The following is a 24,380-nucleotide window of genomic DNA, read 5'->3' as shown; positions in this document are numbered from 1 at the left end:
GTTTTAGATGGAACAGGCTGCATTAGCGGGCCTTCTTGCCCAGATGCGAATGCCGCATGCTGTACAGGAAGTAAATGGCCACCGTCACGGCCATCCAGATGCTGAACACGACAAACGTCGTATGCGGCAAGTCGCGCATGATGTACAGGCAAGCGAGCACGCTCAGGCCGGGAATCACGTACGGGCCGAACGGCACGCTGAAGCCCTCGATGCGGTTCGCGCCCTGCTTGTGGCGCAGCACGGGGACGGCGATCGACACCACCATGAAGGCCGTCAGGGTGCCGATGCTGACCATGTCCCACAGGTAGGTGGCATCCACCGTGCCCGCCACCACGGCCACCACCAGGCAGACCATGATGGTATTGCTGACCGGCACCAGGGTGCGCGGGTGGATTTTCTGGAACGATTTCGGGATCAGGCCATCGCGGCTGACGGCGAAGAGGATGCGCGTCTGGCCGTAGATCGTCACCAGGGTCACGCTGAAGACGGAAATGACGGCGCCGGCCGACAGCACCAGCGCGGGCCAGGTCTTGCCCGTGACGTTTTGCAGGATCACCGCCAGGCCCGCTTCCTGGCCTTCGAACAGTTTCGCCTGTTGCGCGCCCAGCGCCGCCACGGCCACCAGCAAGTAAAACACGGTGACGATCAGCAAGGCGCCCAGGATGCCGCGCGGCACATTGCGCGTGGGGTTTTTCACTTCGTCACCCGCCGTGGCCACCGTGTCGAGGCCGATGAAGGAGAAGAACACGGTGCCGGCGGCGGCCGTCACGCCCGTCATGCCGGCAAAGCCCTTGCTGTTGTCGCTATTAAAGAAGGGGAAGAAATTGTCGGCATTGAAGCCGGAAAACGCGATGACGATGAAAAACACCAGGATCGCCAGCTTGATGATGACCATGATGGCGTTCATCAGCGCCGATTCCTTGGCGCCGCGCAGCAGCAGGAAGCCGCACATGCAGATCAGGAAAATGGGCGGCAGGTTGATGTGGCCGGCCCGGAATTCCATGCCATGCGGGCCGGACACGATCATGGGCGTGCGCAGCATCTCCGGGATGTGCCAGCCAAACGCATTTTCCAGGAAGTTGTTCAGATAGGATGACCAGCCGATGGCCACGGCACTGCCCGCCAGCCCGTATTCCAGCAGCAGACAGGCGGCCATGATGAAGGCAAGAAACTCGCCCACGGTGGCGTAGGCGAACGAATACGAGGAACCGGACGCGGGGATGCGGAACGACAATTCCGCATAGCACAGGGCCGTCAAGCCGGCCGTGATGGCGGCGATCAGGAACGACAGGATGACCGATGGGCCCGCCTTTGGGACGGCTTCGACCATGGTAAAGAAGATACCCGTGCCGACGGTGGCGCCGACGCCGATCATGGTGAGGGAAAACAGGCCGATGGACCGGCTCAAGCCACTGCTGCTGAGGCCTTCACCATATTCGACCGTGGTATCGATCGGCTTGGTGCGGCAAATTTTCTGGACCAGGGTTTGGCTCACTAGACTTCCTTTATGAGGCATGCATTCGTATACATGACGGGTAAAAACACTTAAAAACGGCGCTCCGGCCCTACCTGGCAAAAAACCGGAAAGATCGCGTCCATTTTGAAAACTAAGCGATTATAGGGCTTTCATCGGCTCAGCTAAACAGAAGTTTGATGCAAGGAAACAACGCCGGCCGTGTGCCGCGAAACGCGCATGGGCACTGGCGCTGCATGGAATTGCCAATATGAAAGAAAAAGCGCGCCGCTGCAAGAGCAGGGGCGCGCTTTTGATTCAGCTCAACTACGCTGGATTACTTTTTACCGTGCGGCACGTCGGCCGGCGGCCAGCCCGCTTCGTAGCCTTGCGGTACTTCATCGCGGCGCTCTTTCGGCGCCAGGCCCAGCACGTAGTACAGCACCGTCAGCAGGATCAGCCAGGCTGGTCCGATCATCAGGGCGATGCGCGTATCGGGGAAATACGCCATCAGTCCGATCACCAGCGCCAGGAAGGCCAGCGAAATCCAGGAACCATACGGCGCGAACGGCATGCGGAAGGCCAGGTTCTTGATTTCCTGCGGGCTCAAGGTCTTGCGGAACTGGATCTGCGTCACCAGGATCACGCCCCAGGTCCAGACGGCGCCGAAGGTGGAAATCGACGTGACCCAGATAAACACTTTTTCCGGCACCATGTAGTTCAGCAGCACGCCGATCAGCAGCGCCACGACGGACACCATGATGGCGCGGCGCGGCACGCCGCTGGCCGTGGTTTCCGCAAACGCTTTCGGCGCCTGGCCTTGCAGCGCCAGGTTATACAGCATGCGGCCCGTGCTGAAGATACCGCCATTGCACGACGACAAGGCCGCCGTCAGCACGACGAAGTTGATGATGCCGGCCGCCGTCTTGATGCCCAGGCGTTCGAACGTCATGACGAACGGGCTGCCCGTGGTGCCGATTTCATTCCATGGGTAGATCGAGAGGATGACGAACAGCGCGCCGACATAGAAAATCAGGATGCGCCAGAACACGGAATTGATCGCGTCCGGGATCGATTTCTTCGGGTTGGCCGCTTCGCCGGCCGTCAGGCCGATCATTTCCACGCCCAGGTAGGCAAACATCACCATCTGCAGCGACATCAGCACGCCTTGCGCGCCATTCGGGAAGAAGCCGCCATGCGTCCACAGGTTCGAAATGCCGATGGCCACGCCGTCGTTGCCAAAACCGAAGATGATCATGCCGGCGCCGCCGATGATCATCAGGATGATGGTGACGACCTTGATCAGGGCAAACCAGAACTCGAACTCGCCGTAGGCTTTCACGGCCAGCAGGTTGATGGCGCCCATGGAACCGAGGGCAGCCAAGGCCCAGATCCAGCGCGGCACGTCGGGGAACCAGATGCCCATGTAGATGGCAACGGCGGTAATTTCCGCCACGCATGTGACCAGCCACAGGAACCAGTAGTTCCAGCCCGTCAGGTAGCCTTGCAGGGGACCCAGATAGTCCTGGGCATAGCGGCTGAAGGAACCGGCGACGGGATTGTGCACGGCCATTTCGCCCAGCGCGCGCATGATCATGAAGATGACCGCGCCACCGATAATATACGACAGCATGATGCCGGGACCGGCCATCTTGATGGCGTTGCCGGAGCCCAGAAACAGGCCCACGCCAATCGCGGCGCCCAGCGCCATCAGGCGGATCTGCCGCTCGCCCAGGCCGCGGTGCAAGCCTTGTTCACTCGTTTTCATTACGTGTCTCCGTTTTTTCTAGAATGCACCCATCCCTCCACCCAATGGCGGTTCCGCTCTTGCTGGAAAGGAGGAAAGGGCTGGCCGGCGGGTGAGCGCCGGCATGCTCAGGTGGTCAGGCCAGTTCGGCGATCAGTTCGATCTCGACGCAAGCGCCCAGGGGGATTTGCGCCACGCCGAAGGCCGAACGGGCGTGCTTGCCGCTGTCGCCGAAAATGTCGACGAACAGTTCCGAGGCGCCGTTGGTGACCAGGTGCTGTTCCGTGAACTCGGAGGTGGAATTGACCAGGCTCATGACCTTGACGATGCGCTTGACCTTGTTCAGATCGCCGCCGCAGGCGTCTTGCAGGGTGGCGATCAGTTCGATGGCGATGCCGCGCGCGGCCACTTTGCCTTCTTCCGTGGTGACGTCCTTGCCCAGCTGGCCAACCCAGACCTTGCCATCCTTCTTGGCCAGGTGGCCGGACAGGAAGACGGTGTTGCCCGTGCGGGCGTGCATCACGTAGGCAGCGGCGGGCGCGGCAACGACTGGCAATTCGATGTTGAGGGCCTTGAGTTTTTCGTAAAACGACATGCTATTTCTCCAAGAAAACAATATAAACGAAACCGAAATTCATGAACGGCTGGGCTGGGATAACGCTGCCCTGGCCGCGCGGTCATGGACCGCCAACAGTGCCAGATTAAACGTCATCATATTGGTGAACCGGCAGTTTTAGTTCACAAATAGCCCCGGTTATTCAGTGGATTATACCGACAATCAAACAAAATTCAGCATCGTTTCATGAAGCATGCTCTACAAGCATGAAGCGTGACTTTTTTCATTAAATTGTCACTTTTGCAATGTCAAGCCCTCTGGGTCAAGGTTTATCGCCTGCAGAAATGCCTGGTCGTGCGACACCACAAGTAGCGCGCCCGCGTATTGCCGCAGCATCTGCTCGAGCGCCTGCAGGCTGGCCAGGTCCAGGTGATTGTCGGGCTCGTCGAGCAGCAGCAACTGCGGCGGCGCCTGCGCGTACAGCTCGGCGGCCAGCGCCACCTTCATGCGCTCGCCGCCGCTGAGCAAGCGGCTGGGCACGGTGGCGCGCGCACCGGCGATGCCCAGCAGCGCCAGCCGCGTGCGCAGCTCGCCTTCCGGCACAATGCTGTTGCGTGCCTGCAAGCGCTGCACGGCGCTCAGCTCGCCTTCGCGCCCGCCCGCGTGCTGGTCCAGCCAGGCCACCCTGGCATGGCAGCGCAGCTCGCCACTGGCGGGCGCCAGCTGCCCGGCGATCACGCGCAGCAGGGTCGACTTGCCGCTGCCATTGTTCCCCGTCACGGCCAGACGGCGCGGGCCGCTCACAACCAGCGTCAACGGCTGCGCCTGGCCATATGGCAAGACCAGGTCGCGCAGTTCCAGGATCAGCTTGCCGTTCGGCACGGCGCTGTCGGGCGCCAGCAGCAGGCGCTCCACCTCTGGCGCGCAGCGGGCGCCGGCCTCCATCACGCGCTGCTGGCGCGCCTGCTGCGCCTCGTGTGCGCGCAGGCGCAGCTTGCCCTGGCTATCCTGGCTTTTCTCTTTTTTCGCATCGAGCAGGAGCTTGCTCTGATTGCCTTCGCGGCCCTCCCGCTCACCGCGCGTCACCCGTTTCTGCTGGCGTTCGGCCTGCTGCTGCGCTGCGCGCTGTTCGCGCCTGGCGCCGGCCTTTTCCGCCTGCAGGGCCGACGCGAAGCCGGCCTGTTCCAGCGCCCGCTGCTGCGCATACGCGGTGTAGTTGCCGCCATAGCTGCGCACGCCCTGGGGCGATACTTCGACGATGTCATCGACGTGTTCCAGCAAGCCGCGGTCATGGCTGACCAGCAGCAAGCCGCCGGGCCAGCGCGCCATCTGCGCCACCAGCCGCGCGCGCTGCCGCGCATCGAGATGGTTGCTCGGCTCATCGAGCACCAGCCAGTCCGCCTGCGACAGCCAGGCGCCCTGCAGGGCGATGCGCTGGCGTTCGCCGCCGCTCAGGCCAGCCGTCGGCGTCTGCGCATCCACATGGGGCAAGTCGATGGCATCGAGCGCCTGGCGCAAGCGGGCCTGGGCATCCCAGCGCTCGCCCACGAGGGCGTAATCGGCTTCATCGTCGCTGCCCTGCGCGATGCGTTCCAGCGCGTCCAGCAAACCGCTTGCGCCAGCGAGCGCCGCCACCGTGGGATAGTGCTGCGGGTCCAGCTCCTGCGCCACGTAGTGCACGCGGCCGTGGCAGCGCACGGCGCCGCTGGAAGGCGGCAACTGGCCTGCCAGCAGGCGCGCCAGCACGCTCTTGCCCGCGCCGTTATCTCCGACGAGGCCGATATGCCGCGGGGCAAAGGACATCTGCACATCAGAAAACAGGGTGCGCCCATCGGGCAGCACGAAGGAAAGACGGTCGAGTTGTAGTAATGCGGGCATGGATACTCCTTGTACGTGCAGACAGGGCTGGCGAACCCGCGCGGCGCAATGATGCGCTGGCGGAATGGGCGAGGCCGTGCACAGCACGGCAGTATCAATGGCGCATGTCGAAGCGTCCTGGAGAATTGGAAGAAGAAGCGTCAGTGTAGCAGAGCAGGCTTCTTAGCGCTGGCCCAGGGTCGTGTCGCCGAACAGGTTCTTGTATTCACGCGGCTGCGAACGCCAGTACTGCGGCGGCGCCTGCACCTGCGCGCCCAGCTGGGCCGCCGCATGCCACGGCCAGCGCGGATCGAAGAGAATGGCGCGCGCCAGCGCCACCATGTCGGACTGGCCGTGGGCAATGATGTCTTCCGCCTGCTGCGCTTCGGTGATCAGGCCGACGCTGATGGTGGGCAAGCCGCTGTCGCGCTTGATGCGCTCGGCAAACGCCACCTGGTAGCCGGGCCCCACGGGAATCTGCTGCTGCGGCGAAATACCGCCGCTGGAAACGTGGATGAAGTCGGCGCCCAGCTGCTTGAGTTCCTGCGCGAAGCGCACGCTTTGCTCGATTTCCCAGCCGCCTTCGACCCAGTCGGTGGCGGAAATGCGCACGCCCACGGCCACCGTGGCCGGCACGGCGGCGCGCACGGCGGCATAGACTTCCAGCGGAAAGCGCATGCGGTTGTCCAGGCTGCCGCCATACGCATCCGTGCGGTGATTGGACAGGGGCGACAGGAACTGGTGCAGCAGATAACCGTGTGCCGCGTGCAATTCGATGCCCTCGATACCGAGCGCATGCACGCGTTGGGCGGCCGCGACAAAGGCGCCCTTCACTTGCAGCAAGCCCATCTCGTCGAGCGCGATCGGCACCGTCTCGCCCGGTGCATGGGCGATGGCCGATGGCGCCACCGTCTGCCAGCCGCCCTCGGCCAGGTGCACGCAGGAGCCGCCCTGCCACGGCGCGCGGCTCGATGCCTTGCGTCCCGCGTGGCCCAGCTGCACCACCAGGGGAATCGGCGCATGGCGGCGGATCGCCTGCACCACATTGGCCAGCGCTGCCTGATTCGCGTCCGACCACAGGCCCAGGTCTTCGGCCGAGATGCGCCCCTCGGGCGAGACGGCCGTCGCTTCCGTCATCAGCAAGCCCGCGCCGGACAGGGCCAGGTGGCCCAGGTGGATCATGTGCCAGTCGGTGGCGTTGCCATTGTCGGCCGAGTACTGGCACATGGGGGCGATGGCGATGCGGTTGGCCACCTGCAAGGGTCCCAGCGCATACGGCGTGAATAACTGGCTCATGGCGGACTTTCGGGTAAGGGGAAGCACCGATTCTACTGTGCTTTGGAAAGTGCGGCTTACACCTGCTTACGTTTGATACAGCGCAGCGTCTAGCCTTGCCCGGCCAACGCCGTTAATGTGAACACATCAACAACACAGCCGCAACACCTTGCCCCCAGGAGAACCCATGAACACGACGACCACCGCCAACCGCATCCACCCCTTGATGGCCGGCGCCGCCATTTCCGTCACGGTCCTGTGCCTGGTGGGCGCGGCATCGATCGCCGGCATCCTGCCCAATTCGCGGGCGAACGTGCCGGCCGCGGCGGCCATGCCTGCCGACGTGGCGGCCATGACGCCGGCCAGTGCCGCCGCGCTGGCCGCGCCAGTCGCCGCGCCGGTCGTGGCACAGGCTGCTCCGGCACCTACCCCGGCACCCGTCGTGCACAAGCGCGTCGTGCACCACACGCCAGTGGCGCAGGCGCGCCCTGCCTACAATGACAGCAACGATGGCTACCGCGAGACGGCCTACCGCGAACCCGCGCGCCAGCAGCAGCCGGCAGCGGCGCCCGCCCAGCCCAATTACGTGGGCATCGGCACGGGCGCCGTCATCGGCGGCTTGATCGGCAACCAGGTTGGTGGCGGCCGCGGCAAGGCGCTGGCGACGGTGGCCGGCGTGATCGGCGGCGGCATGCTGGGCAATGCGGTGCAGAACCAGGTACAGCAGCCACAGCGCTAATCAGTCTCAGTCGTACGGTCCCAGATAATCGAGCTTGCCCACGGCCACGCCATTGTTTCGCAGGATGGCGTGGACCATGGAAACGTGAAAATAGAAATTTGGCAGGGCAAAGCTGAGCAGGTAATCGTCGCCCGAGAATGTTGTCCCTTCGTCGGTCCAGTTCAAGACCACTTCCTTCTGCGCGCTGCCCGCCATCTGCCCCGCGCTGACGCCATCGATATACGCGATGGTATTGGCGATACGCTCCTGCAGTTGCTCGAACGACGCTTCGTTATCCTCGAACTTCGGCGCGGGGATGCCGCTCAGGCGCTCGATGGACATTTTCGACGTGTCGCTGGCGCGCTGCACCTGCGCCGTCAAGTCCAGCATGTCGGGCGCCAGCCGCGCACCGAGCACAATCTCCGGCACGATGCCATCCTGCTCGACGTGGGCCTGGGCTTTTTCCAGCAATGCTGAGACGACGCGCAAGCCGCGGATGAAAACGGGGACGCTGGCCTGGTACATGGACACGGACATGGGAAACTCCTCGATAGTGAACGATGAGCCAGTGTACCCGAGGCGCCGCCGGCGGGCGCGCACCAGATGCCGGCCAAAAAAATGGCGCCAGGCGGGTTTCCCCGGCTGGCGCCATGCTACGCGGTCACTTCACCCAATCAGGACACGCGCACCACCATCAGCCCCGCGCGCAAGCCCACCCGCACGTCCGGGTTCGGGAACACCACCAGCTCTTCCGCATGCCGCACCGTGTACACATGGTCGCCATCGCTGGCGATCACCGCGTGCTGCGGCAGGGACGTGAAATTTTGCGTGCCGCGGTCAAACGCCATGCGGAATTCCTCGCTGTGCTTGATGATTTCCTGCGCCACCTTGAACACGTGCGGTTGCGCCTTGACGGCTTGCGCCGGCAGCCCGCGCAACAGGCCATCGAGCGCCCGCGACACGTCGTCGAACAGCGATAAATCGTTCTGTCCCAGGGTGCCCACGCGGCCCAGTTCCACCGTGCTGGCGGCCGCGCCGCAATGCTCGGCCGAATAATAGCTGTAGGTGCCGGCCGACTGCGGGTTCATGATGATGGCGCCGATGGCCGCCTGGCCCAGCCAGGCGATCAGCCGCGCCTTGGCGTCGTCGGCCACCAGGTCCGGCACGATGGCAAACGTGGGGTACACGGAAGGCCGGATGGCCGTGTGCAGATCCAGGTGCCAGCGCACGGGGCCCGCCGCTGCAAAGAACGCCTTGGTCGCGGCGATCATGTCATCGGCGCGCGCGCTTTCCGCCGCTTGCGCCAGGCTGCCCCGCACGGGGCGGAACATGCGATTCAGGTCGGCGTCGATAAAGCGCTTGCCGGCGCGGATCGCGTCGACATTGCCGACGCACACGAGCAGGTCGACGGCCAGTGCCGACGCATCGCGCGACAAGGCGTCGAGCAGGTGCGCCAGCACTTCGATCGGCCCCGTCTCGTCGCCATGCACGCCCACCGAGACGACCACGCTGGCGCGGCCAGCATCGGCTTGCGGCTTGACGACTTGCAGCATGCCCGGCGCCGGCAAGGCCACCGTGAAGCCGGCGTTGGCGAACAGCTGCGCCACGGCGCTGAAATCGGCCTGCGCCAGCGCCTGCACCGCCGGCGGCAAGCCGCTGGCGCCCGGTACTACCTGTGGTGCTTCTTGCGTCATTACACCGCCGCTTCCGCTGTGGCTTGCGCCGTGATTTTATTCACGGCTTCCGACAAGGTCCACACATCCAGCATGGCTTGCTCCAGTTCCGTCGCCGCCGCGTAGGCCGACAGGCCCAGTGCGCCCGTCACGGCGTCGACGGCCTGGCCGGCATTGCCTTGCTCGGCGCGCGCCAGCACCTGCGTCAGCAAACGCTGTTGCGTGCGGCGCAGGGCTTGCTGCGCGTAGTTGCGCAGCTGTTCCTGCGACTTGCCTTGCGCGGCCAGCTTCAGGCCACGCTCCAGCGTATCGATGCCCGCCTGGCTGCGCAGGGCCAGGCCCACTTGCAGGAAGGACGCCAGGTCCATCGCCGCAGGACGCGGCACGGACAGGGCCGGGAACAGGAAGCCGGCCACCACTTCCAGCGCGTCGACCGCATCCCATGCCTGCGCAAAGGCCGGCGTCAAGCCGGCTACCTGCGCCGCTTCGGACTTGATGCCGACGGCCTTGAGCAGGTCGCGCTTCGATTCCGCGCCGAACAGGCCAGTCAGCTCGGCCAGGCCGGCGCCGCGCAACTGCTCGGCCGGCACGGATAGCACGCCGGCGATCATCGTCTGCTGCAGCACGCGCGTTTGCGCATCGACCTTGATCGACACTTCGCGTGGAATCGTCAAGGCATCCGCGTCGAGCGCGTCGAACACGGGCGCCAGGTTCAAGGCCACCCATGCCTGGCCCCAGGCCAGGATCACGCTCGATTCGTCCACGCCGTGTTCCGCCGCCAGGTCGCGGATCATCAACGGACCGCAGCGGTTGATCACTTCATTGGCCAGCACGGTCGCCAGGATGGCGTTGGCCAGCGGGTGATCGAGCGCCGAACGGGTTGCCACCAGCAGCGACGGGAAGTACGGTTTCAGCACCGGTTCGGCCCAGGTCTCGTCCGTCAATGGCAAGGCGGACAGGATGCGCTTGAAGCGGTTCTTCACGTTGGCGATCACCACCGCCAGTTCCGGCGTGGTCAGGCCACGGTTGTCCAGCTTGCGGCGTGCCAGTTCGGCCACCGTCGGCAGCTGCTCCAGCTCGCGCGACAGGGCGCCCTCTTCCTCCAGGCTGGCGATCAGGGCGGCGTAGCCGTCCTGCACGGCGCTCTCGCTTTGCGCCTGCAATTCGCGCACCAGCAAATGCGTCTGCTGCGTGTTGTCGCGCAAGACCAGGCGCTCGACGTCATCCGTCATCGCATACAGTTCGCGGTTGCGTTCTTCTTCCGTCAGCTTGCCCGCGTTGACTTCCACGTCCAGCCAGATTTTCACGTTGACTTCATGGTCCGAGCAATCCACGCCGGCCGAGTTGTCGATCGCATCGGTGAAGATGCGCCCGCCCGCCAGCGCGAACTCGATGCGGCCCGCCTGCGTCGCACCCAAATTCCCCCCTTCGGCCACGACCTTCACGCGCAGCTCATTGCCATTCACGCGGATATGGTCATTCGCGCGGTCCTTCACCTGTGCATGGCTTTCCGTCGAGGCCTTGATGTAGGTACCGATGCCGCCGTTGTAGAACAGGTCCACCGGGGATTTCAGGATGCGGTGCATCAACTCTTCCGGCGGCAGCGAAGTCTCCGTGATATCGAGCGCGGCGCGGATCTGCGGCGACAGCTCGATCGTGCGGGCGGTGCGCGGATACACGCCGCCGCCGGCCGAGATCAAGTCCTTGTTGTAGTCGTCCCACGAGGAGCGCGGCAAGGCGAACAGGCGCGCGCGCTCGTCGAACGAGACGGCGACGTCCGGTGTCGGATCGAGGAAGATGTGACGATGGTCGAATGCGGCCACCAGCTTGAGCTGGCGCGACAGCAGCACGCCATTGCCGAACACGTCGCCCGACATGTCGCCCACGCCGACCATGGTGATCGGCGTGGTGTTCAGGTCGTGGTCCATTTCATAAAAGTGGCGCTTCACGGCCTCGAAGGCGCCCTTGGCGGTGATGCCCAGTTTCTTGTGATCGTAGCCGTTCGAGCCGCCCGAGGCGAACGCGTCGCCGAGCCAGAAACCGCGCTGCACGGCGATGCCGTTGGCGATGTCCGAGAACGTGGCCGTGCCCTTGTCGGCAGCCACCACCAGGTAAGGATCGGCGTCGTCAAAGCAGACGGTGTCGACGGGCGGCACGATATTGCCCAGGGAACGGTTGTCCGTCACTTCCAGCAGGCTGGAAATGAACAGGCGGTAGACGGCTTCGCCTTCGGCCGCGATGGTTTCGCGCACGGCGTCCTGCGGCATCATCTTGCAGACAAAACCGCCCTTCGCGCCGGCCGGCACGATGACGGCGTTCTTGACCATCTGCGCCTTGACGAGGCCCAGCACTTCGGTGCGGTAGTCTTCCATGCGGTCCGACCAGCGCAAGCCGCCACGGGCGACAGGACCGCCGCGCAGGTGCACGCCTTCGAAGCGGCGCGAGAAGACGAAGATCTCGCGGTAAGGACGCGGTTCCGGCACCAGCGCCAGGCTGCTGGTATCGAACTTGAAGATGATCTTGTCACCCTGCTGCTTGTTCTGGAAGTAGCTGGTGCGCAGGGTGGCGGCCATCAGGTCGGCCAGCGCGCCGAGGATTTCCTCGGTATCGGCATGATTCACGGACGGCAGGCCGGCCTTGATGGCGGCGATGGACTCCAGCGCGGCGGCGTGCTGCGCGTCCGACAGCGACGGGTCGAAGCGCTGCAGGAATGCATCGACCAGCGATTTGACGTGGGCCGGCTGCTTGCGCAGGCTTTCGGCGATATAGCGCACCGAGAAGCGGCTGCCCGTCTGGCGCCAGTAGCTGGTGTAGGCGCGCACCAGCTGCACTTCGCGCGTCGACAAGCCGCCTTCGATGACCAGGCCATTCAGGCGGCCATCTTCGGCCGTGTCGTTGAACAGCGCGGCAAACAGTTCCTGCGCCACGGCGACGACGGATGGCTGCGCCAGTTTCGCGGCGCTGGCGGCATCGACCGTCAGGCTGGTGACGAAATAGCGCGTAGTGTCCAGCAGGGAAATCGAATACGCCTGTTCGCGGTCGATGGCCACGCCCGCATTGTGCAGGGCCGGCAGGATGGTCGACAGCGACGGCACCTTGTTGGCCGAATACAGGCGGATGGTGGTGGTGGCGCCCGTCTCGATGCGCACGGCCACGTGCGCCGGATCGGTGTTGCGCAGGATGGTGTCGAGGTCGCGGAAGGCGACGGCCGGCGCGGTGGCGGCCACGTAGTCGAGCGGCAAGGTCGCGCAGAGCTTGCGCAGGCTGGTGCGCAGGGCCACGTCGGGCACGGCGTCGGCGACGGCGGCGAAGCCGTTATGCCAGCCATCGAGCACGCCCAGCAGCGGCTGTTCGATATCCGTTTCCAGGTCCAGCGGGTAGCGCGCGGCGTGGGCGATCAGGTAGACGCGCGCCAGCGGGCCGTCGGCCACCAGGGTCTGCGTGCTCACATGCGTGGCGCCGGAACTCGCCTGCAGGGCTTTCGCCAGGCTCGATGCCACGCTGGCGCTGTAGCGCTCGCGCGGCAGGTAGACCAGCACGTTCAAATGGCGCGCATACACGTCGCGGCGCGCGAAGACCTTGGTGCGCGGCTGCTTGTACAGCGAGACGACGGCGCCGCACACTTGCGCCAGCCAGTCGAGGTCCGCTTCCAGCGCTTCGGTGCGCGGCAGCGATTCGAGGATTTCGCGGAATTTCTCGGCGCGGAAGCCCTGCTGGCGCACGCCGGCCAGGCTCAGTACCTTGGCCACGCGGCCGCGCGCAAAGGGCAGCGCCGCCAGCGGGGTGGAATTGCCGGCACGGGTAAACAAGCCGACGAAGCAATGCTCGCCCAGGATGGCGCCTTGCGCATCCGTATCGCGCACGCCGATGAAGTCCAGCTGCTGGTCGCGGTGCAGGGTGCCCGCCACGTCGGCCTTGACGATGGACAGCGCCGATTCGCGCTTGGCGAGGGTGTCGAAGTCGCCCGGAATATTCGCCAGGCAGGTGCCGTAGACGGGATGTGCCGTATCCTGCAGCACGCCGACGCGGCTGGGAATATCGCGTTCCAGTTCGCGCACGCCCGGCTTGACGCGGTAGTACGCGTAGCCAAACACTTCAAAGCCACCGCTGCGGGCCCACTCCAGGAAAGCCGCGACTTCCGCGCCTTCTTCGCCATGCTGCGATGCGGCCGTGGCGACGGCGGCCAGGCGCTCGCTCATGGCGGCACTGTCGCGGCGCACAACCAAGGCGTCGCGCGCCACCAGGTCGATGGCGGCGACCAGGGCGGCCAGGGCTTCCGGAGCCAGTTCTTCGTCCAGCAGCACCAGCACATACGATTCGAGCGGGTCGCCCGGCTGGCGCACCGCTTCCACGCTGCCGTCAGGGGCGCGGCGCACGGGCAGCACGGTATTCATCACGCCGCGCACGGCCAGGTGCTGGCGGCGCATCGCCATGACGATGGAGTCGACCAGGTAAGGCATGTCTTCGTTCAGGATCAGCAAGGCGCTCGCCATGCCGCCACGGCCATCCGCATAGCGCAGGGTGGCGATCTGGCAGCCGCTGCCCGTGCGCTTGGCCGCCTGCGTAAAGCCGTCGACCAGCACGGGCGCCAGGCTGTCGGGCGCGATATCGGCCAGGTCTTCGGCATCGAGCGAGGCGAGCCAGGCTTGCACCAGCTCGACGACAGGCGCTGCCGCCTTGTCCTTGATCAGCTCCAGCGTCTGTGTACGCAAATCTTGTGGCGTGTGATTCATCTTGCATCTCCATTACGGTAATGTGAATGTCCAACGCTGTCGTTCGGGCTTGTGGCTGGGCGGCAGCGGTGTCAAGAGACGGGGGTCGCCCGTCCAATTCTTTCGATACTGCAGATAGGGTGTCTCGGATTTTCTGTGTGTTTTTCTATCGCCTACAAGTCGTACAATCCCGGTAAGTTGAGGATGATCGTCAATTCTTCAAGCGCCGCGTGCACTTCCAGCGCCAGCTGCGGGTCGGCCAAGTCGCTCGGCTCCAGATGGTCGCGGTAGTGTTTCTCCACCCAGGCCACCAGGCGATGGTACAGCGTTTCCGTCATGATCACGCCCTGGTGCATGGCGCGCGCTTCATTTTCCGTCAAGGCCACGCGCAAGCGCAGGCAGGCGGGCCCGCCGCCGTTGCGCATGCTCTGGCGCAGGTCGAAATGAATCAGTTCATCGACCGGGCCGCCGCTGGCCACCAGGCCTTCCAGGTAGCGCGACACGGCGCGGTTTTCCTGGCATTCCTGCGGTATCACCAGCGCCATCTTGCCGCCCTCTTTCGTCAACAGCTGGCTGTTGAACAGATAGCTGCTGATGGCGTCCGCGATCGGCACCTGGCCCGTATCCACGCGCAAGGCCTGCAGTTCCGCCCCGGTGGCGGCGACGGCGCGGTGCAGCTGCGACAGGCTCGCGTCTTCATCGGCAAACGCCTGCTCGTGATAGAACAGCACATTGCCATTGCCGACGGCGATGACGTCGTTATGGAACACGCCCTGGTCGATCACGTCCGGGTTCTGCTGCACGTACACGGTGCGTTTCGCGTCCAGGCCATGCAGGCGCGCCACGGCTTGCGACGCTTCCAGGGTCTGGCGCGCCGGATAGCGCTTCGGCGATGGCGCCGATGGATCGAACTCCACGCGACCATACACGAACAATTCAACCGATGGCGCGCCATGGCCCGCGCCCAGGCGCGTGTGGTTGGCCGCGCCCTCGTCGCCGAAGGCGGGCGTCGACGGCAGCGCGTCGTGCACGTCGAAGTGCTTGGCGTCGCTGAAAATGGCGCGCAGGCTGCGCGCGGACTGCGCGTGCTCGAAAGCGCGGTGCAGCTTGTTATTCAGGTTGGCGGCCGTGAAATGCACGCGGCCATCCTGCGTGTCGGCCGACGGGCTGACGGTGGCGGCATTCGCCGTCCACATGGGCGAGGCGGAATACGCGCAAGCGAGGATCACCGGCGATTCTTTATATGCGCGCGCCAGCACCTCGGCGTCGCTGCCCGTGAAACCGATGGAGCGCAGCAGGCGGAAGTTCGGCCGGTCCTGCGGCGGCAGCAAGGCTTGCGCAAAGCCGCGCGCGGCCAGGGCGCGCATCTTGGCCAGGCCCTGCAAGGCGGCCTGCTTCGGATTCGAAGCGCTTTTCACATTGCTGAACGAGGCCACGTTGCCAAACGATAGTCCCGCATAGTTATGCGATGGGCCAACCAGGCCGTCAAAGTTGTATTCGCGCGTGCTGTGCATGGGGTTTCCTTGATAAACCTTGATCTTAAAAATTCAGGCCGGGCGACAGCTTGGCCGGCAATTCCAATACGCTGTTCTCGATCGACGCGACCGGATAGGCGCAGTAATCGGCCGCGTAATAGGCGCTCGGACGGTGGTTGCCCGACTTGCCGATGCCGCCAAATGGCGCCGTGCTGGCCGCGCCCGTGGTCGGACGGTTCCAGTTGATGATGCCGGCGCGCGCGCGCGTCTGGAACGTTTGCCACAGGGCCGGATCGTCGGACAAGAGCGCCGCGGCCAGGCCGAATTCGGTGGCGTTGGCAACCTTCAGGGCCGTATCGAAATCGGCCACGCGGATCACTTGCAGCAGGGGACCGAACCATTCCTCGTCGGGGATGCCGGTAGCAGCGGTGACATCGACGATGCCGGCCGTGACAAAGCCCGCCTCGGGATTCAACTGGCGCATCTGCAGCAGGACCGTGCCACCCTTGGCCACCATGTCGGCCTGCGCCTGCACCAGGCGCGCGGCCACGGCACTCGATACCACTGGGCCCATGAACGGCTGCGGCTGCGCGTCGGACGCGCCGATGCCCAGTTTCGCCGCCACCTCCACCAGGCGCGCCACAAACGCGGCACCAAAGGCGTTGTCCTGCACCACCAGGCGGCGCGCGCAGGTGCAGCGCTGGCCGGCCGAGACAAAGGCGGAGAAGATCGCGTGGTGCACGGCCGCATCCACGTCCTGCACATCCCACACCACCAGGGCGTTGTTGCCGCCCATTTCCAGCGCCAGCATCTTGCCCGGCTGGCCGCCGAACTGGCGGTGCAGGCTGATGCCCGTCTGGCAGGACCCCGTAAACAGCACGCCGTCGAGCAAGGCATTCGCGCCCAGCGCCACGCCCGTGTCGCGCCCGCCGTTGACGAGGTTGACGACGCCGTCCGGCAAGCCCGCCTGCTGCCACAGCTGCACGGTTTTCACGGCCGTGCGCGGCGCGTATTCGCTGGGCTTGAAGACGATGGTGTTACCAGCGATCAGGGCCGGCACGATGTGGCCGTTCGGCAGGTGGCCGGGGAAGTTATACGGGCCGAACACGCCGAACACGCCATGCGGGCGGTGGCGCAGCACGGCGTCGCCGTCGGCGATCTTGCTTTGCGTGATGCCCGTGCGCGCGTGGTACGACTGCACCGAGATATCGATCTTGTTGGCCATGGTGGCCACTTCCGTGCGCGCTTCCCACAAGGGTTTACCCACTTCTTCCGAGATCAGCAGCGCCAGCGCTTCGGCGTGTTCCTTCAGCAGCTCGCGAAAGCGCACGCAGATGGCGATGCGCTCGTCGACGGGCGTGTCAGCCCATGCCTCAAAGGCGGCGCGGGCGGCCTGGCAAGCCTGTTCGACCTGTGTTGGCGTCGCTTCCAGGCTGGCCCACGTCTGCTTGCCGTTCGACGGATCGATGGTGAGCAGTTCGCGGCCCGTGCCTGGCAGCCAGGCGCCGTTGATGAAGTTCGATGCTGCGGTAGATGCATTCAGATTGGACGATTTAGACATGGGGATGCTTCCTCGGGTTGAGTGACAAGGTGCGCACGGTATCGCCTTGATGGCAGCGCAGCAGATGCAGTTCAGCGTCATCGAGCGCGATCTTGCCGCCGTGCGGATTGGCGCTGGTGACGATCATGCGGAAATCTTTCAGGTCGGTGTTCGACACCAGGTAAGGCTCGGCCTGGGCGGCATCGCCGCAAGCGTCAGGAGCCGCCTCGGCATCAAGCACGGCCGGCATGCTGTCGCGCATGGCGCGCAGCTCGGAAACGCGTGCCTGCAGCACGGGCCCGGCGTCGAAAATGTCGACATAGCCCTCGAAGTGCAAGCCTTCCTGCTCCAGCAGGCGGCGCGCGGGCGCCGTGCTCAGATGCACCTTGCCGATCACTTCCTGCGCCTCGTCGGGCAGGTAGGCCACGTACATGGGCTGGCGCGGCATCAGTTCGGCGATGAAGGATTTTTTACCGAGGCTCGTCAAGTCGTCGACGTGGTGGAAATCCATCTTGAAGAAGTGGCGGCCCAGCCCCTCGTAGAACGGCGAACTGCCGTCCGGCGCCTGGTAGCCGCGCATCTCGGCGATCAGCTTTTCCGTGAACAGGTGCGGGAACTGCGCGATGAAGAGGAAGCGGCTTTTCGACAGCAGCTTGCCGTTGTTGCCGCTGCGGTAATCGGGGTGCAAGAACAGCGAGCACAGTTCCGTGCTGCCCGTCAGGTCGTTCGACAGGTACAGTGTTTCCATGCGCGTAAACACGTCGAGCTCGCGGCTCGAATGCACCAGGGTGCCAATGCGGTAGTTATAGAACGGTTCGTCCAGGCCCACGGCGCCCTTGATGGCGCACACGCCGGCCAGGCGGCCCGTGTCGGTATCCTCCATGACGAACATGTAGTCGCGCTTTTCGGGCGGGATGGTTTCGGCGAACGAGGCGCAGGCGATGGCCAGGCGGTCGCCCAGCATTTTCATGTCCGGCTTGAGGGTGGTCATGCCGGTGCCGACCTGGCTGGCCAGGCCATACAGGGCATCGAGGTCATTGGCGTTGATGGCGCGTACTACTAGCATAAAATGGACTCCCTTAGATACGCACGCAAATGACGCTGTCGCCTTCGGCCACGGCCAGCGCGTCGAGCAGCTCGGCCGGCAAGCCGACGCTGTCCTGCGCTTCGAGCGCATCGCAGACGAAGGTCACGGCGCGGAAATTGCGCTCGGCGCCGGAGGCGATCGCATAATTGACTTTCAGGCCCGTGCGGCTGGGCGTGACGCCGGCCACCACGCGGCGCGTGAGCGACCCCGTAAACGAGCGCAGCGCATGCTTGTGCGCCTGCAGGATCGGGCCGCCATCGAAGATGTCGATGTAGTCGTCGGCTTCAAAGCCTTCTTCCGTCAGCAGGTTGAAGGCCAGTTCGCCGCTCGGGTGGATCTGGCCCATGGCCGCCTGCGCATCGCCGGGCAAGAGCGGCACGTACACGGGGTAATGCGGCATCAGTTCGACGATCAGCGTGCGGTTGCGCGCGCCGCCGATGACTTTCTCGGCATCGAGGAAATCCATCTGGAAGAACTTGCGGCCCAGCGCATCCCAGAACGGCGACTGGCCGTTGGTATCCGTGATGCCGGCCAGCGGCACGAAGAAGCGGTCGCCGAAGCGGTGCGGCGCCAGCACGGCGAACAGCAGCCGCGCGCGCGACAGCAGGGCCGCTTCCAGGCCCGCCTGTTCCATGTTGCGCACATAGAAACCGGACAGCTGCGAGTACGCCGTCAGTTCCGAGCACAGGGTCAGCGCATGCACGCTGTGACTGATGTTCAGGTCGCGCGAGACTTGCTGGATGACGTCGTTGCGGAAGGAAAAATAGGTGCCGTTCGAGCCGGCCGAAGCGAAGATGGCGGCCGTACCAAAGATGCTCTTCTCGGGCAGGGATTCCAGCACGAAGAGGTAGGACTCTTCGCTGGGGATGTCGACATGGGCGGCAAACGAGGCGATGGAGCGCTCGACGGAGGCGGCGATCTTTTCGCGCGTCCTCGGCAGGGTATGGACACCCGGCATGGTTACCGCGGCCAGCGCTTCGAGGGCTGCAATATCCGCAATTTCTACCGGACGGACAACATACATGGGTACTCCTTCAATGCTGACAATGCTGGGGTAGAACCAAGCCGGCCCGCAGCAAAGCGGCGGGCCGGTGATCAAACAGGGAGTGAAACTAGCCTCAGGCTTTCAGCAAGCCGTCGATGGCCACGCGCAGCAGGCGGCCCGCTTCGGCAATCTGCTCGTCCGAGACGATCAGGGCCGGCGCCAGGCGCACCACGTCCATGCCGGCGATCAGCACCATCAAGCCTTGCGCTTCGGCGGCTTTCTGGATGTCTTTCGCGCGGCCCTTGTAGGCATCGCTGACGACCAGGCCCAGCAGCAAACCGCTGCCACGCACGGCGGAGAACACTTGCGGGTAATCCGTGATCAGGCCTTGCAGCATGGCGATGGTGTTGACGCTGGCTTCCTTGACGCGCGCCAGGAAGGCCGGCGTGTTGATCGTTTCGAGCACGCTCAGGGCCACGGTGGCGGCCAGCGGGTTGCCGCCGTAGGTGGTGCCGTGCGTGCCGACGGCCAGCGTTTGCGCCAGCGCGTCGGTGGTCAGCATGGCGCCGATCGGGTAGCCATTGCCCAGGGCCTTGGCGGCCGTCAGGATGTCCGGCGTGACGCCATAGCCCATGTACGCGAACAACGCGCCAGTGCGGCCCATGCCGCACTGGACTTCGTCGAAAATCAGCAAGGCGCCGGTCTTGTCGCACAGGGCGCGCAGTTCCTTGAGGAATTCCGGGTTGCCTGGCACGACGCCGCCTTCGCCTTGTACCGGCTCGACGATCACGGCGCACACGTCATCGCCGATGGCGGCGCGCGCCGCTTCGATGTCGTTGTAGGCGATATGGTCGATCGATGGCGGCAGCGGCTCGAAGCCTTCCGTGTACTTGGCCTGGCCGCCGACGGAGACCGTGAACAGCGTGCGGCCGTGGAAGGAGCTGAAGCAGGAAATGATGCGCGACTTGTGGGCGCCGAACTTGGTGTGCGCGTACTTGCGCGCCAGTTTCAGGGCCGCTTCATTGGCTTCCGCACCGGAGTTGCAGAAGAAAGCGCGGTCGGCGAAGGTCGCTTCCGTCAGGGCCAGCGCCAGACGCAGCACGGGTTCGTTGGTGTAGCCGTTGCCCAAATGCCACAGGCTGTTGATTTGCCGGGTCAGCACCTCGACCAGGGCCGGATGGCAGTGGCCCAGGCTGTTGACGGCGATGCCGGAGGTGAAATCGAGGTAATGCTTGCCGGACTGGTCCCACAGATCCAGGCCGGCACCGCGCACGGGTACCATGGCAGCGGGAGCGTAGGTCGGAACCAGGACCTGGTCAAAGGTTTCCCGGCTGACCGGGCGAGCGGTTACGGTCGAATCAAGCTTGGCATTCATAGCATTTCCCCATCAATATGTTAGGTACTCCGCAGCTACGACAGCTACGTGTGTACTGCATTATAAAAAGCGGGATGCTAAAACTCTTTTGAATCTGCGACAAGGATTTTCACAATTCATCACAGCCTGACTTGCCTTGATCAAGCTGGGGGCATGAGCTTTCTTTGCCGCTCTTCGCGCGGCGTATTGCCGAACAGGGTGCCAAACGCCGTGGAAAAGTGCGAACCGGAGGAAAAACCGCACATCAGGCCCACTTGCACGATGGAATAATGTGTATCAAGCAATAGTTGCCTGGAGCGTTGCAGGCGCAGCTCCAGGTAGTAGCGCGATGGCAGGCTGCCCAGGTATTGCTTGAACAGCCGCTCGAGCTGGCGCCGCGACAGGCCCACCAGGCTGGCGATATCATCGGTCGACAGCGGTTCCTCGATATTGGCCTCCATCAAGGTCACCGCTTCGGACAGCTTAGGCTGCAAGACGCCGAAACGCGCCTGCAGGGCCACCCGCTGGCGCTCCTCCTTGCCGCGCACCTTGTCCACGCACAGCGCTTCCTTGACGAGCGCCTGCACGTCGGCGCCAAAGATGGTCTCGATCAGGGTCAGCGAAAAGTCGATGCTGGCCGCGCCGCCGCAGCAGGTGACGTGGGGGCCGTCGATGTCGAACAGATGCGGCGTCAGGATGGCGCGCTCGGCCTTCGCTTCCGCGTCCGCATACAGGGCCCAGGGCAAGGCGATGCGCACGCCATCCATCACGCCCGCGTCGGCCAGCCACAGCACGGCCGCGCCCACGCCGCCCCAGAACGGCGCCGAGCGGCAGCGTTCGATCACGGCCCGGCACAGCTCGGCGCGCAGCGGCGCTTGCGTTTCATCGGCCACCAGCAGCGCGATATGCCAGTTGCCGCCCTGCTGCGCCACTTGTTCGGGCGTGCGCACCTCCAGCTGGAATGCCTGCGGCCCCAGCGCCCGCGCGCACAAACGCAGCGGCTGCACCAGTCCGGCCCAGGTGATCGACTCGGCATCGCCGGCGTGCACCAGCAGCAGGCGCAATGGTTTGTCGAGGCCGATACGGGAAAGATTAGCGAAAGACATCGGCGGGGCAGGAGGGGGACAAGGGCTGAGTTGCACACATGATACCGGACTTCCGCCCACTCCAGACCCTGCGGCGAGAACTCGCCGGGACGCGGCGGAAAAAAGCGGGGCGGAAGGATATAATCACCCCCATGGGTGAACGATATTTAAAAAGTATCCGGCTGCTGGCCGAATGCATGCAGGACTTCGAGCGGTTTTCTAGCGACTTCGTGCGCCAGTACGGCTTGACGCATGCGCAATTCGACATCATTGCCACGCTCGGCAATACCTCTGGCATGTCCTACAAGGAACTGGGACAGAGAACCCTGATCACCAAGGGCACGTTGACGGGCGTGGTGGATCGCCTGGAACAAAAAGGGCTGGTCATACGGGAACGTTGTCCACGCGACAAGCGCTCCTACTATGTTCGCCTGAGTACACAAGGGGAACAGGTGTTCCAGGACGTGTTCCCCAAGCTGACCAGGCAAGGCCAGCGCCTGTTTGCCAATTACACGGACGACGATTTCAATCACCTGGAAACGACGCTGGCAGGCTTGAAGCAAGCCATTGCCAGCGGTCCATCATCCAACACCGACTCAGATTCAAACAAGACAAAGGAAACAAGTTGAAAACCTCATTGCTCGAAGGCAAAAAGCCCGCTCATTTCGATAAACACATCATCGGCAACCTGTTGCTCAACGCTAGCACGCCGGAACTGGTGCGCCAGGAAAAGCTGATCATCGGCGTGCGCAACGAAGACGGTGAAATCTACCGCCTGATCGGCGCGACCAAGCACAACAGCTTCATGAACGCCGTCGAGGAACTCTTCGACCTGGGCCTGACGGATGAACTGGAAGACAGCGACGAACTGGTCGAAGGCTGCGACGCCATCTTCAGCGAATCGCTCTAACAACGCGTAACAAAACCTGCTGCGCGGTGCGCTTTGCGGCCTGCGATGCTCACCGGCTCGGCGCCCCCGTACTAAGGTACGGGGGCGCTTCTTAGCCACAAATCCCATCCGCTCGCAATGGTTTTGTCAAGCGTTCGGAATTTCGTCGTTCAAAATGGGCACGCGTCGACTGTACGCGTGCCCATTTTGCGTTTACGAGGCTTTGCTTGCCTTTTGCCAGGCTGTTTGCGAAAAGATCACGCTTAAAAAGTTCCGTACGGAAATATTGCGAGTATAATTTTTTCAATGAACAGACTCGACGCCTTTAAAAGTATCGCTGCACTTGCCGGTCGTGGCGAGCTGACTTTCCCTGCCAATGTGGACGCTTCGCTCAAGCTGCAGCAGGCGCTGTCCGATCCCGATTGCCATATCGAGGCGGCCGCCAAGCTGGTGCAGGCCGACCCGCTGCTGGCGGCGCGCACGGTGGCCATCGCCAATTCGGCGGCCTTCAACCGCTCCGGCAACGAAATCACCAGCGTGCGCAATGCCGTGCAGCGCCTTGGCGTGCGCACCCTGCAGTCCGTGGTGGCGTCGCTGATCGTGCGCCAGCTGGGCAGCACGATCACCGATCCCGTCGTGCAAGCCAAGGCCAACCAGCTGTGGGAGCATACGGCCCACGTGGCGGCGCTGGCACAGGTGATCGCGCGGCGCGTGACGAAGGTCGACCCCGATACGGCCCTGTTCGCGGGCATCATGCATGAAGTGGGCGGCTTTTACATGCTGTCGCGCGCGGCCGAGTTTCCCGGCATCCTGGACGGCGAACCGCAGGACTGGGTCGAGCATGGCGAGCAGGCCATCGGCCATGGCGTGCTGACGAAGCTGAAGGTGCCGGAAGCCGTGATGCAGGCTATCGCGTCCCTGTGGGAAGGCTTGCGCGCCATCCCGCCCGAATCGCTGGGCGACACCCTGCTGCTGGCGAACGACCTGGCGCCCGTCGCCTCGCCCCTCAACGAAAGCCCGGCCGCCATCGCCGTGCGCGCCGCGCGTGCCGCGCGCAGCATCGACTGCGTCATCGGCGACGATGCGACCCTGTCGAGCATCCTGGAAGAATCGGATGATGAAGTGCAATCGTTGCTGAAGGTGCTGGTGCACTAGCCTCCAGGCAAAACGCCAGGCAAAAAAAAACCCGCTCGAAAGCGGGTAAAGTCCAAAGCTAGGGATGTCCTGAAAGAGACAGCCCTATCTTAGGCGTACGGCGGCGCCGGCTCCGTGCGTTGACACACTTAGCAGCCATATTTATCCGACTGCCAGTTCCACTTCCGTTTCCTGCCAGGCGCGCAGCTGCCGCACGCGGGCAAACCAGGCCTGGATATGCGCATAGCGCGCCAGCGGCAGGCGCACCGCCTCGCTGTACATGAGCGGCGCGGCGACGGCGAAATCGGCCAGGGTCAAGGCATCGCCGCTGAGCCAGTCGCGCTGCGCCAGGTGCGCGTCCAGTACCACGGCGCAGGCATGCAGGTCGCGCTCGCCGCGCGCCTCCTCCTGCGGGTCGGCCGCGCCATTGCCCGTCATGCCCTTCCACGCCCGTTCCCAGGCCAGCACGGCAATGGCGGGCGAGAAATGCTGCGCGGCCCAGAACAGCCAGCGGTTGACGTCGGCGCGGGCTTGCGGCGCCGATGGATACAGGGTCTGGCCCGGCACCTGTTCGGCCAGGTATTGCATGATGGCGCACGATTCCCACAGCAGGAAATCGCCATCGGCCAGCACGGGCAGCTTGGCGTTCGGGTTCAGCTCGCCCAGGCGGCGGCGGTCATCGGCATTCATGAGGTCGACTTCGGCCAGCTCCAGGGGCAGGCCCAGGTGGATCGCCGTCATCAGGGCGCGGCGGGCATTCGAGGACATGGGGTGGTGGTACAGGCGCATGGTGCGTGGCTCCGGTGAGTGAAGAAGCCCCCATCGTAGAACCAGTCACTG

General features: G+C 64.4%; 19 protein-coding genes. 4 read left to right on the top strand and 15 right to left on the bottom strand.

Going from position 1 to position 24,380, the window contains the following annotated elements; translation table 11 throughout:
• Positions 1-22: 22 nt before the first annotated feature.
• The 5 genes from BM193_RS25005 to BM193_RS24985 all read right to left on the bottom strand — a co-directional run bounded on the left by BM193_RS25005 (position 23) and on the right by BM193_RS24985 (position 6,909).
• Positions 23-1,495, bottom strand: a complete 1,473-nt coding sequence (locus BM193_RS25005; RefSeq protein WP_092802950.1) for an amino acid permease — start codon at positions 1,493-1,495, stop codon at positions 23-25.
• Positions 1,496-1,790: 295 nt separating this feature from the next.
• Entirely contained in the window at positions 1,791-3,221 is a 1,431-nt protein-coding gene (locus BM193_RS25000) for an amino acid permease (RefSeq protein ID WP_092802953.1), read from the bottom strand.
• A gap of 115 nt (positions 3,222-3,336) precedes the next feature.
• On the bottom strand, positions 3,337-3,795 hold the full coding sequence (locus BM193_RS24995; protein ID WP_092802956.1) for a RidA family protein: 459 nt from the start codon (positions 3,793-3,795) through the stop codon (positions 3,337-3,339).
• 255 nt (positions 3,796-4,050) lie between these two features.
• Entirely contained in the window at positions 4,051-5,634 is a 1,584-nt protein-coding gene (locus BM193_RS24990) for an ABC-F family ATP-binding cassette domain-containing protein (RefSeq protein ID WP_092802959.1), read from the bottom strand.
• 162 nt (positions 5,635-5,796) lie between these two features.
• A complete protein-coding gene (locus BM193_RS24985; RefSeq protein ID WP_092802962.1) occupies positions 5,797-6,909 on the bottom strand; it encodes an NADH:flavin oxidoreductase/NADH oxidase in 1,113 nt (370 codons plus the stop codon).
• Between the two features lie 166 nt (positions 6,910-7,075).
• Between BM193_RS24985 and BM193_RS24980 the strand changes: the two genes are divergently transcribed.
• Positions 7,076-7,627, top strand: coding sequence for a glycine zipper 2TM domain-containing protein (locus BM193_RS24980; protein WP_092802965.1), 552 nt, complete (start codon positions 7,076-7,078; stop codon positions 7,625-7,627).
• A 6-nt stretch (positions 7,628-7,633) separates the two neighbouring features.
• Here the strand turns inward: BM193_RS24980 and BM193_RS24975 are convergent, their stop codons facing one another.
• The 9 genes from BM193_RS24975 to BM193_RS24935 all read right to left on the bottom strand — a co-directional run bounded on the left by BM193_RS24975 (position 7,634) and on the right by BM193_RS24935 (position 21,538).
• Positions 7,634-8,143, bottom strand: a complete 510-nt coding sequence (locus BM193_RS24975; protein ID WP_092802968.1) for a DUF1993 domain-containing protein — start codon at positions 8,141-8,143, stop codon at positions 7,634-7,636.
• 137 nt (positions 8,144-8,280) lie between these two features.
• Complete coding sequence (locus tag BM193_RS24970; protein ID WP_092802972.1) at positions 8,281-9,300, bottom strand: succinylglutamate desuccinylase; 1,020 nt, start codon at positions 9,298-9,300, stop codon at positions 8,281-8,283.
• Entirely contained in the window at positions 9,300-14,012 is a 4,713-nt protein-coding gene (locus tag BM193_RS24965; RefSeq protein ID WP_092802975.1) for an NAD-glutamate dehydrogenase domain-containing protein, read from the bottom strand. The genes BM193_RS24970 and BM193_RS24965 overlap by 1 nt, the downstream gene beginning before the upstream one ends.
• Positions 14,013-14,164: 152 nt before the next feature.
• Complete coding sequence (astB, locus tag BM193_RS24960) at positions 14,165-15,505, bottom strand: N-succinylarginine dihydrolase (RefSeq protein WP_092802978.1); 1,341 nt, start codon at positions 15,503-15,505, stop codon at positions 14,165-14,167.
• Positions 15,506-15,530: 25 nt separating this feature from the next.
• Complete coding sequence (gene astD, locus BM193_RS24955; RefSeq protein ID WP_092802981.1) at positions 15,531-17,027, bottom strand: succinylglutamate-semialdehyde dehydrogenase; 1,497 nt, start codon at positions 17,025-17,027, stop codon at positions 15,531-15,533.
• Positions 17,020-18,072 (bottom strand): arginine N-succinyltransferase, encoded by a 1,053-nt coding sequence (gene astA / locus BM193_RS24950; RefSeq protein ID WP_092802984.1) that lies wholly within the window; start codon positions 18,070-18,072, stop codon positions 17,020-17,022. Before astA ends, astD begins: the two co-directional genes overlap by 8 nt.
• A 13-nt stretch (positions 18,073-18,085) precedes the next feature.
• Positions 18,086-19,117: an arginine N-succinyltransferase gene (locus BM193_RS24945; protein ID WP_092802987.1), complete on the bottom strand. Its 1,032-nt coding sequence runs from the start codon at positions 19,115-19,117 to the stop codon at positions 18,086-18,088.
• Between the two features lie 94 nt (positions 19,118-19,211).
• Positions 19,212-20,453 carry an acetylornithine/succinylornithine family transaminase gene (astC, locus tag BM193_RS24940; protein ID WP_092802990.1) on the bottom strand — a complete coding sequence of 414 codons (1,242 nt, stop codon included), beginning with the start codon at positions 20,451-20,453 and terminating at the stop codon, positions 19,212-19,214.
• Positions 20,454-20,593: 140 nt separating this feature from the next.
• On the bottom strand, positions 20,594-21,538 hold the full coding sequence (locus tag BM193_RS24935; RefSeq protein ID WP_092802993.1) for a GlxA family transcriptional regulator: 945 nt from the start codon (positions 21,536-21,538) through the stop codon (positions 20,594-20,596).
• Positions 21,539-21,669: 131 nt separating this feature from the next.
• Here BM193_RS24935 and BM193_RS24930 point away from each other — a divergent pair, with 131 nt between their 5' ends.
• The 3 genes from BM193_RS24930 to BM193_RS24920 all read left to right on the top strand — a co-directional run bounded on the left by BM193_RS24930 (position 21,670) and on the right by BM193_RS24920 (position 23,561).
• Positions 21,670-22,146 (top strand): MarR family winged helix-turn-helix transcriptional regulator, encoded by a 477-nt coding sequence (locus BM193_RS24930; RefSeq protein WP_175533421.1) that lies wholly within the window; start codon positions 21,670-21,672, stop codon positions 22,144-22,146.
• Positions 22,143-22,427 (top strand): hypothetical protein, encoded by a 285-nt coding sequence (locus tag BM193_RS24925; protein WP_034778933.1) that lies wholly within the window; start codon positions 22,143-22,145, stop codon positions 22,425-22,427. The genes BM193_RS24930 and BM193_RS24925 overlap by 4 nt, the downstream gene beginning before the upstream one ends.
• Before the next feature lie 285 nt (positions 22,428-22,712).
• Positions 22,713-23,561 (top strand): HDOD domain-containing protein, encoded by an 849-nt coding sequence (locus tag BM193_RS24920; protein WP_092802996.1) that lies wholly within the window; start codon positions 22,713-22,715, stop codon positions 23,559-23,561.
• Between the two features lie 141 nt (positions 23,562-23,702).
• Here BM193_RS24920 and BM193_RS24915 read toward each other — a convergent pair whose 3' ends face one another.
• A complete protein-coding gene (locus BM193_RS24915) occupies positions 23,703-24,329 on the bottom strand; it encodes a glutathione S-transferase family protein (RefSeq protein ID WP_092802999.1) in 627 nt (208 codons plus the stop codon).
• Positions 24,330-24,380: the final 51 nt, after the last annotated feature.

It is taken from the genome of Janthinobacterium sp. 344, assembly GCF_900112025.1.
In the GTDB taxonomy this organism is placed as follows: domain Bacteria; phylum Pseudomonadota; class Gammaproteobacteria; order Burkholderiales; family Burkholderiaceae_D; genus Janthinobacterium.
This window is presented reverse-complemented; position numbering and strand designations above follow the sequence as displayed.

Bases quoted from the DNA above. Each gene is read 5' to 3' on its own strand.
- BM193_RS24975 (WP_092802968.1), bottom strand. From the start codon at position 8,143: ATGTCCGTGTCCATGTACCAGGCCAGCGTCCCCGTTTTCATCCGCGGC.
- astC (WP_092802990.1), bottom strand. From the start codon at position 20,453: ATGAATGCCAAGCTTGATTCGACCGTAACCGCTCGCCCGGTCAGCCGG.
- BM193_RS24965 (WP_092802975.1), bottom strand. From the start codon at position 14,012: ATGAATCACACGCCACAAGATTTGCGTACACAGACGCTGGAGCTGATC.
- BM193_RS24935 (WP_092802993.1), bottom strand. From the start codon at position 21,538: ATGTCTTTCGCTAATCTTTCCCGTATCGGCCTCGACAAACCATTGCGC.
- BM193_RS24990 (WP_092802959.1), bottom strand. From the start codon at position 5,634: ATGCCCGCATTACTACAACTCGACCGTCTTTCCTTCGTGCTGCCCGAT.
- BM193_RS24930 (WP_175533421.1), top strand. From the start codon at position 21,670: ATGGGTGAACGATATTTAAAAAGTATCCGGCTGCTGGCCGAATGCATG.
- astD (WP_092802981.1), bottom strand. From the start codon at position 17,027: ATGTCTAAATCGTCCAATCTGAATGCATCTACCGCAGCATCGAACTTC.
- BM193_RS24915 (WP_092802999.1), bottom strand. From the start codon at position 24,329: ATGCGCCTGTACCACCACCCCATGTCCTCGAATGCCCGCCGCGCCCTG.
- BM193_RS24985 (WP_092802962.1), bottom strand. From the start codon at position 6,909: ATGAGCCAGTTATTCACGCCGTATGCGCTGGGACCCTTGCAGGTGGCC.
- BM193_RS24995 (WP_092802956.1), bottom strand. From the start codon at position 3,795: ATGTCGTTTTACGAAAAACTCAAGGCCCTCAACATCGAATTGCCAGTC.
- astA (WP_092802984.1), bottom strand. From the start codon at position 18,072: ATGCTAGTAGTACGCGCCATCAACGCCAATGACCTCGATGCCCTGTAT.
- BM193_RS25000 (WP_092802953.1), bottom strand. From the start codon at position 3,221: ATGAAAACGAGTGAACAAGGCTTGCACCGCGGCCTGGGCGAGCGGCAG.
- astB (WP_092802978.1), bottom strand. From the start codon at position 15,505: ATGCACAGCACGCGCGAATACAACTTTGACGGCCTGGTTGGCCCATCG.
- BM193_RS24945 (WP_092802987.1), bottom strand. From the start codon at position 19,117: ATGTATGTTGTCCGTCCGGTAGAAATTGCGGATATTGCAGCCCTCGAA.
- BM193_RS24970 (WP_092802972.1), bottom strand. From the start codon at position 9,300: ATGACGCAAGAAGCACCACAGGTAGTACCGGGCGCCAGCGGCTTGCCG.
- BM193_RS24920 (WP_092802996.1), top strand. From the start codon at position 22,713: ATGAACAGACTCGACGCCTTTAAAAGTATCGCTGCACTTGCCGGTCGT.
- BM193_RS24980 (WP_092802965.1), top strand. From the start codon at position 7,076: ATGAACACGACGACCACCGCCAACCGCATCCACCCCTTGATGGCCGGC.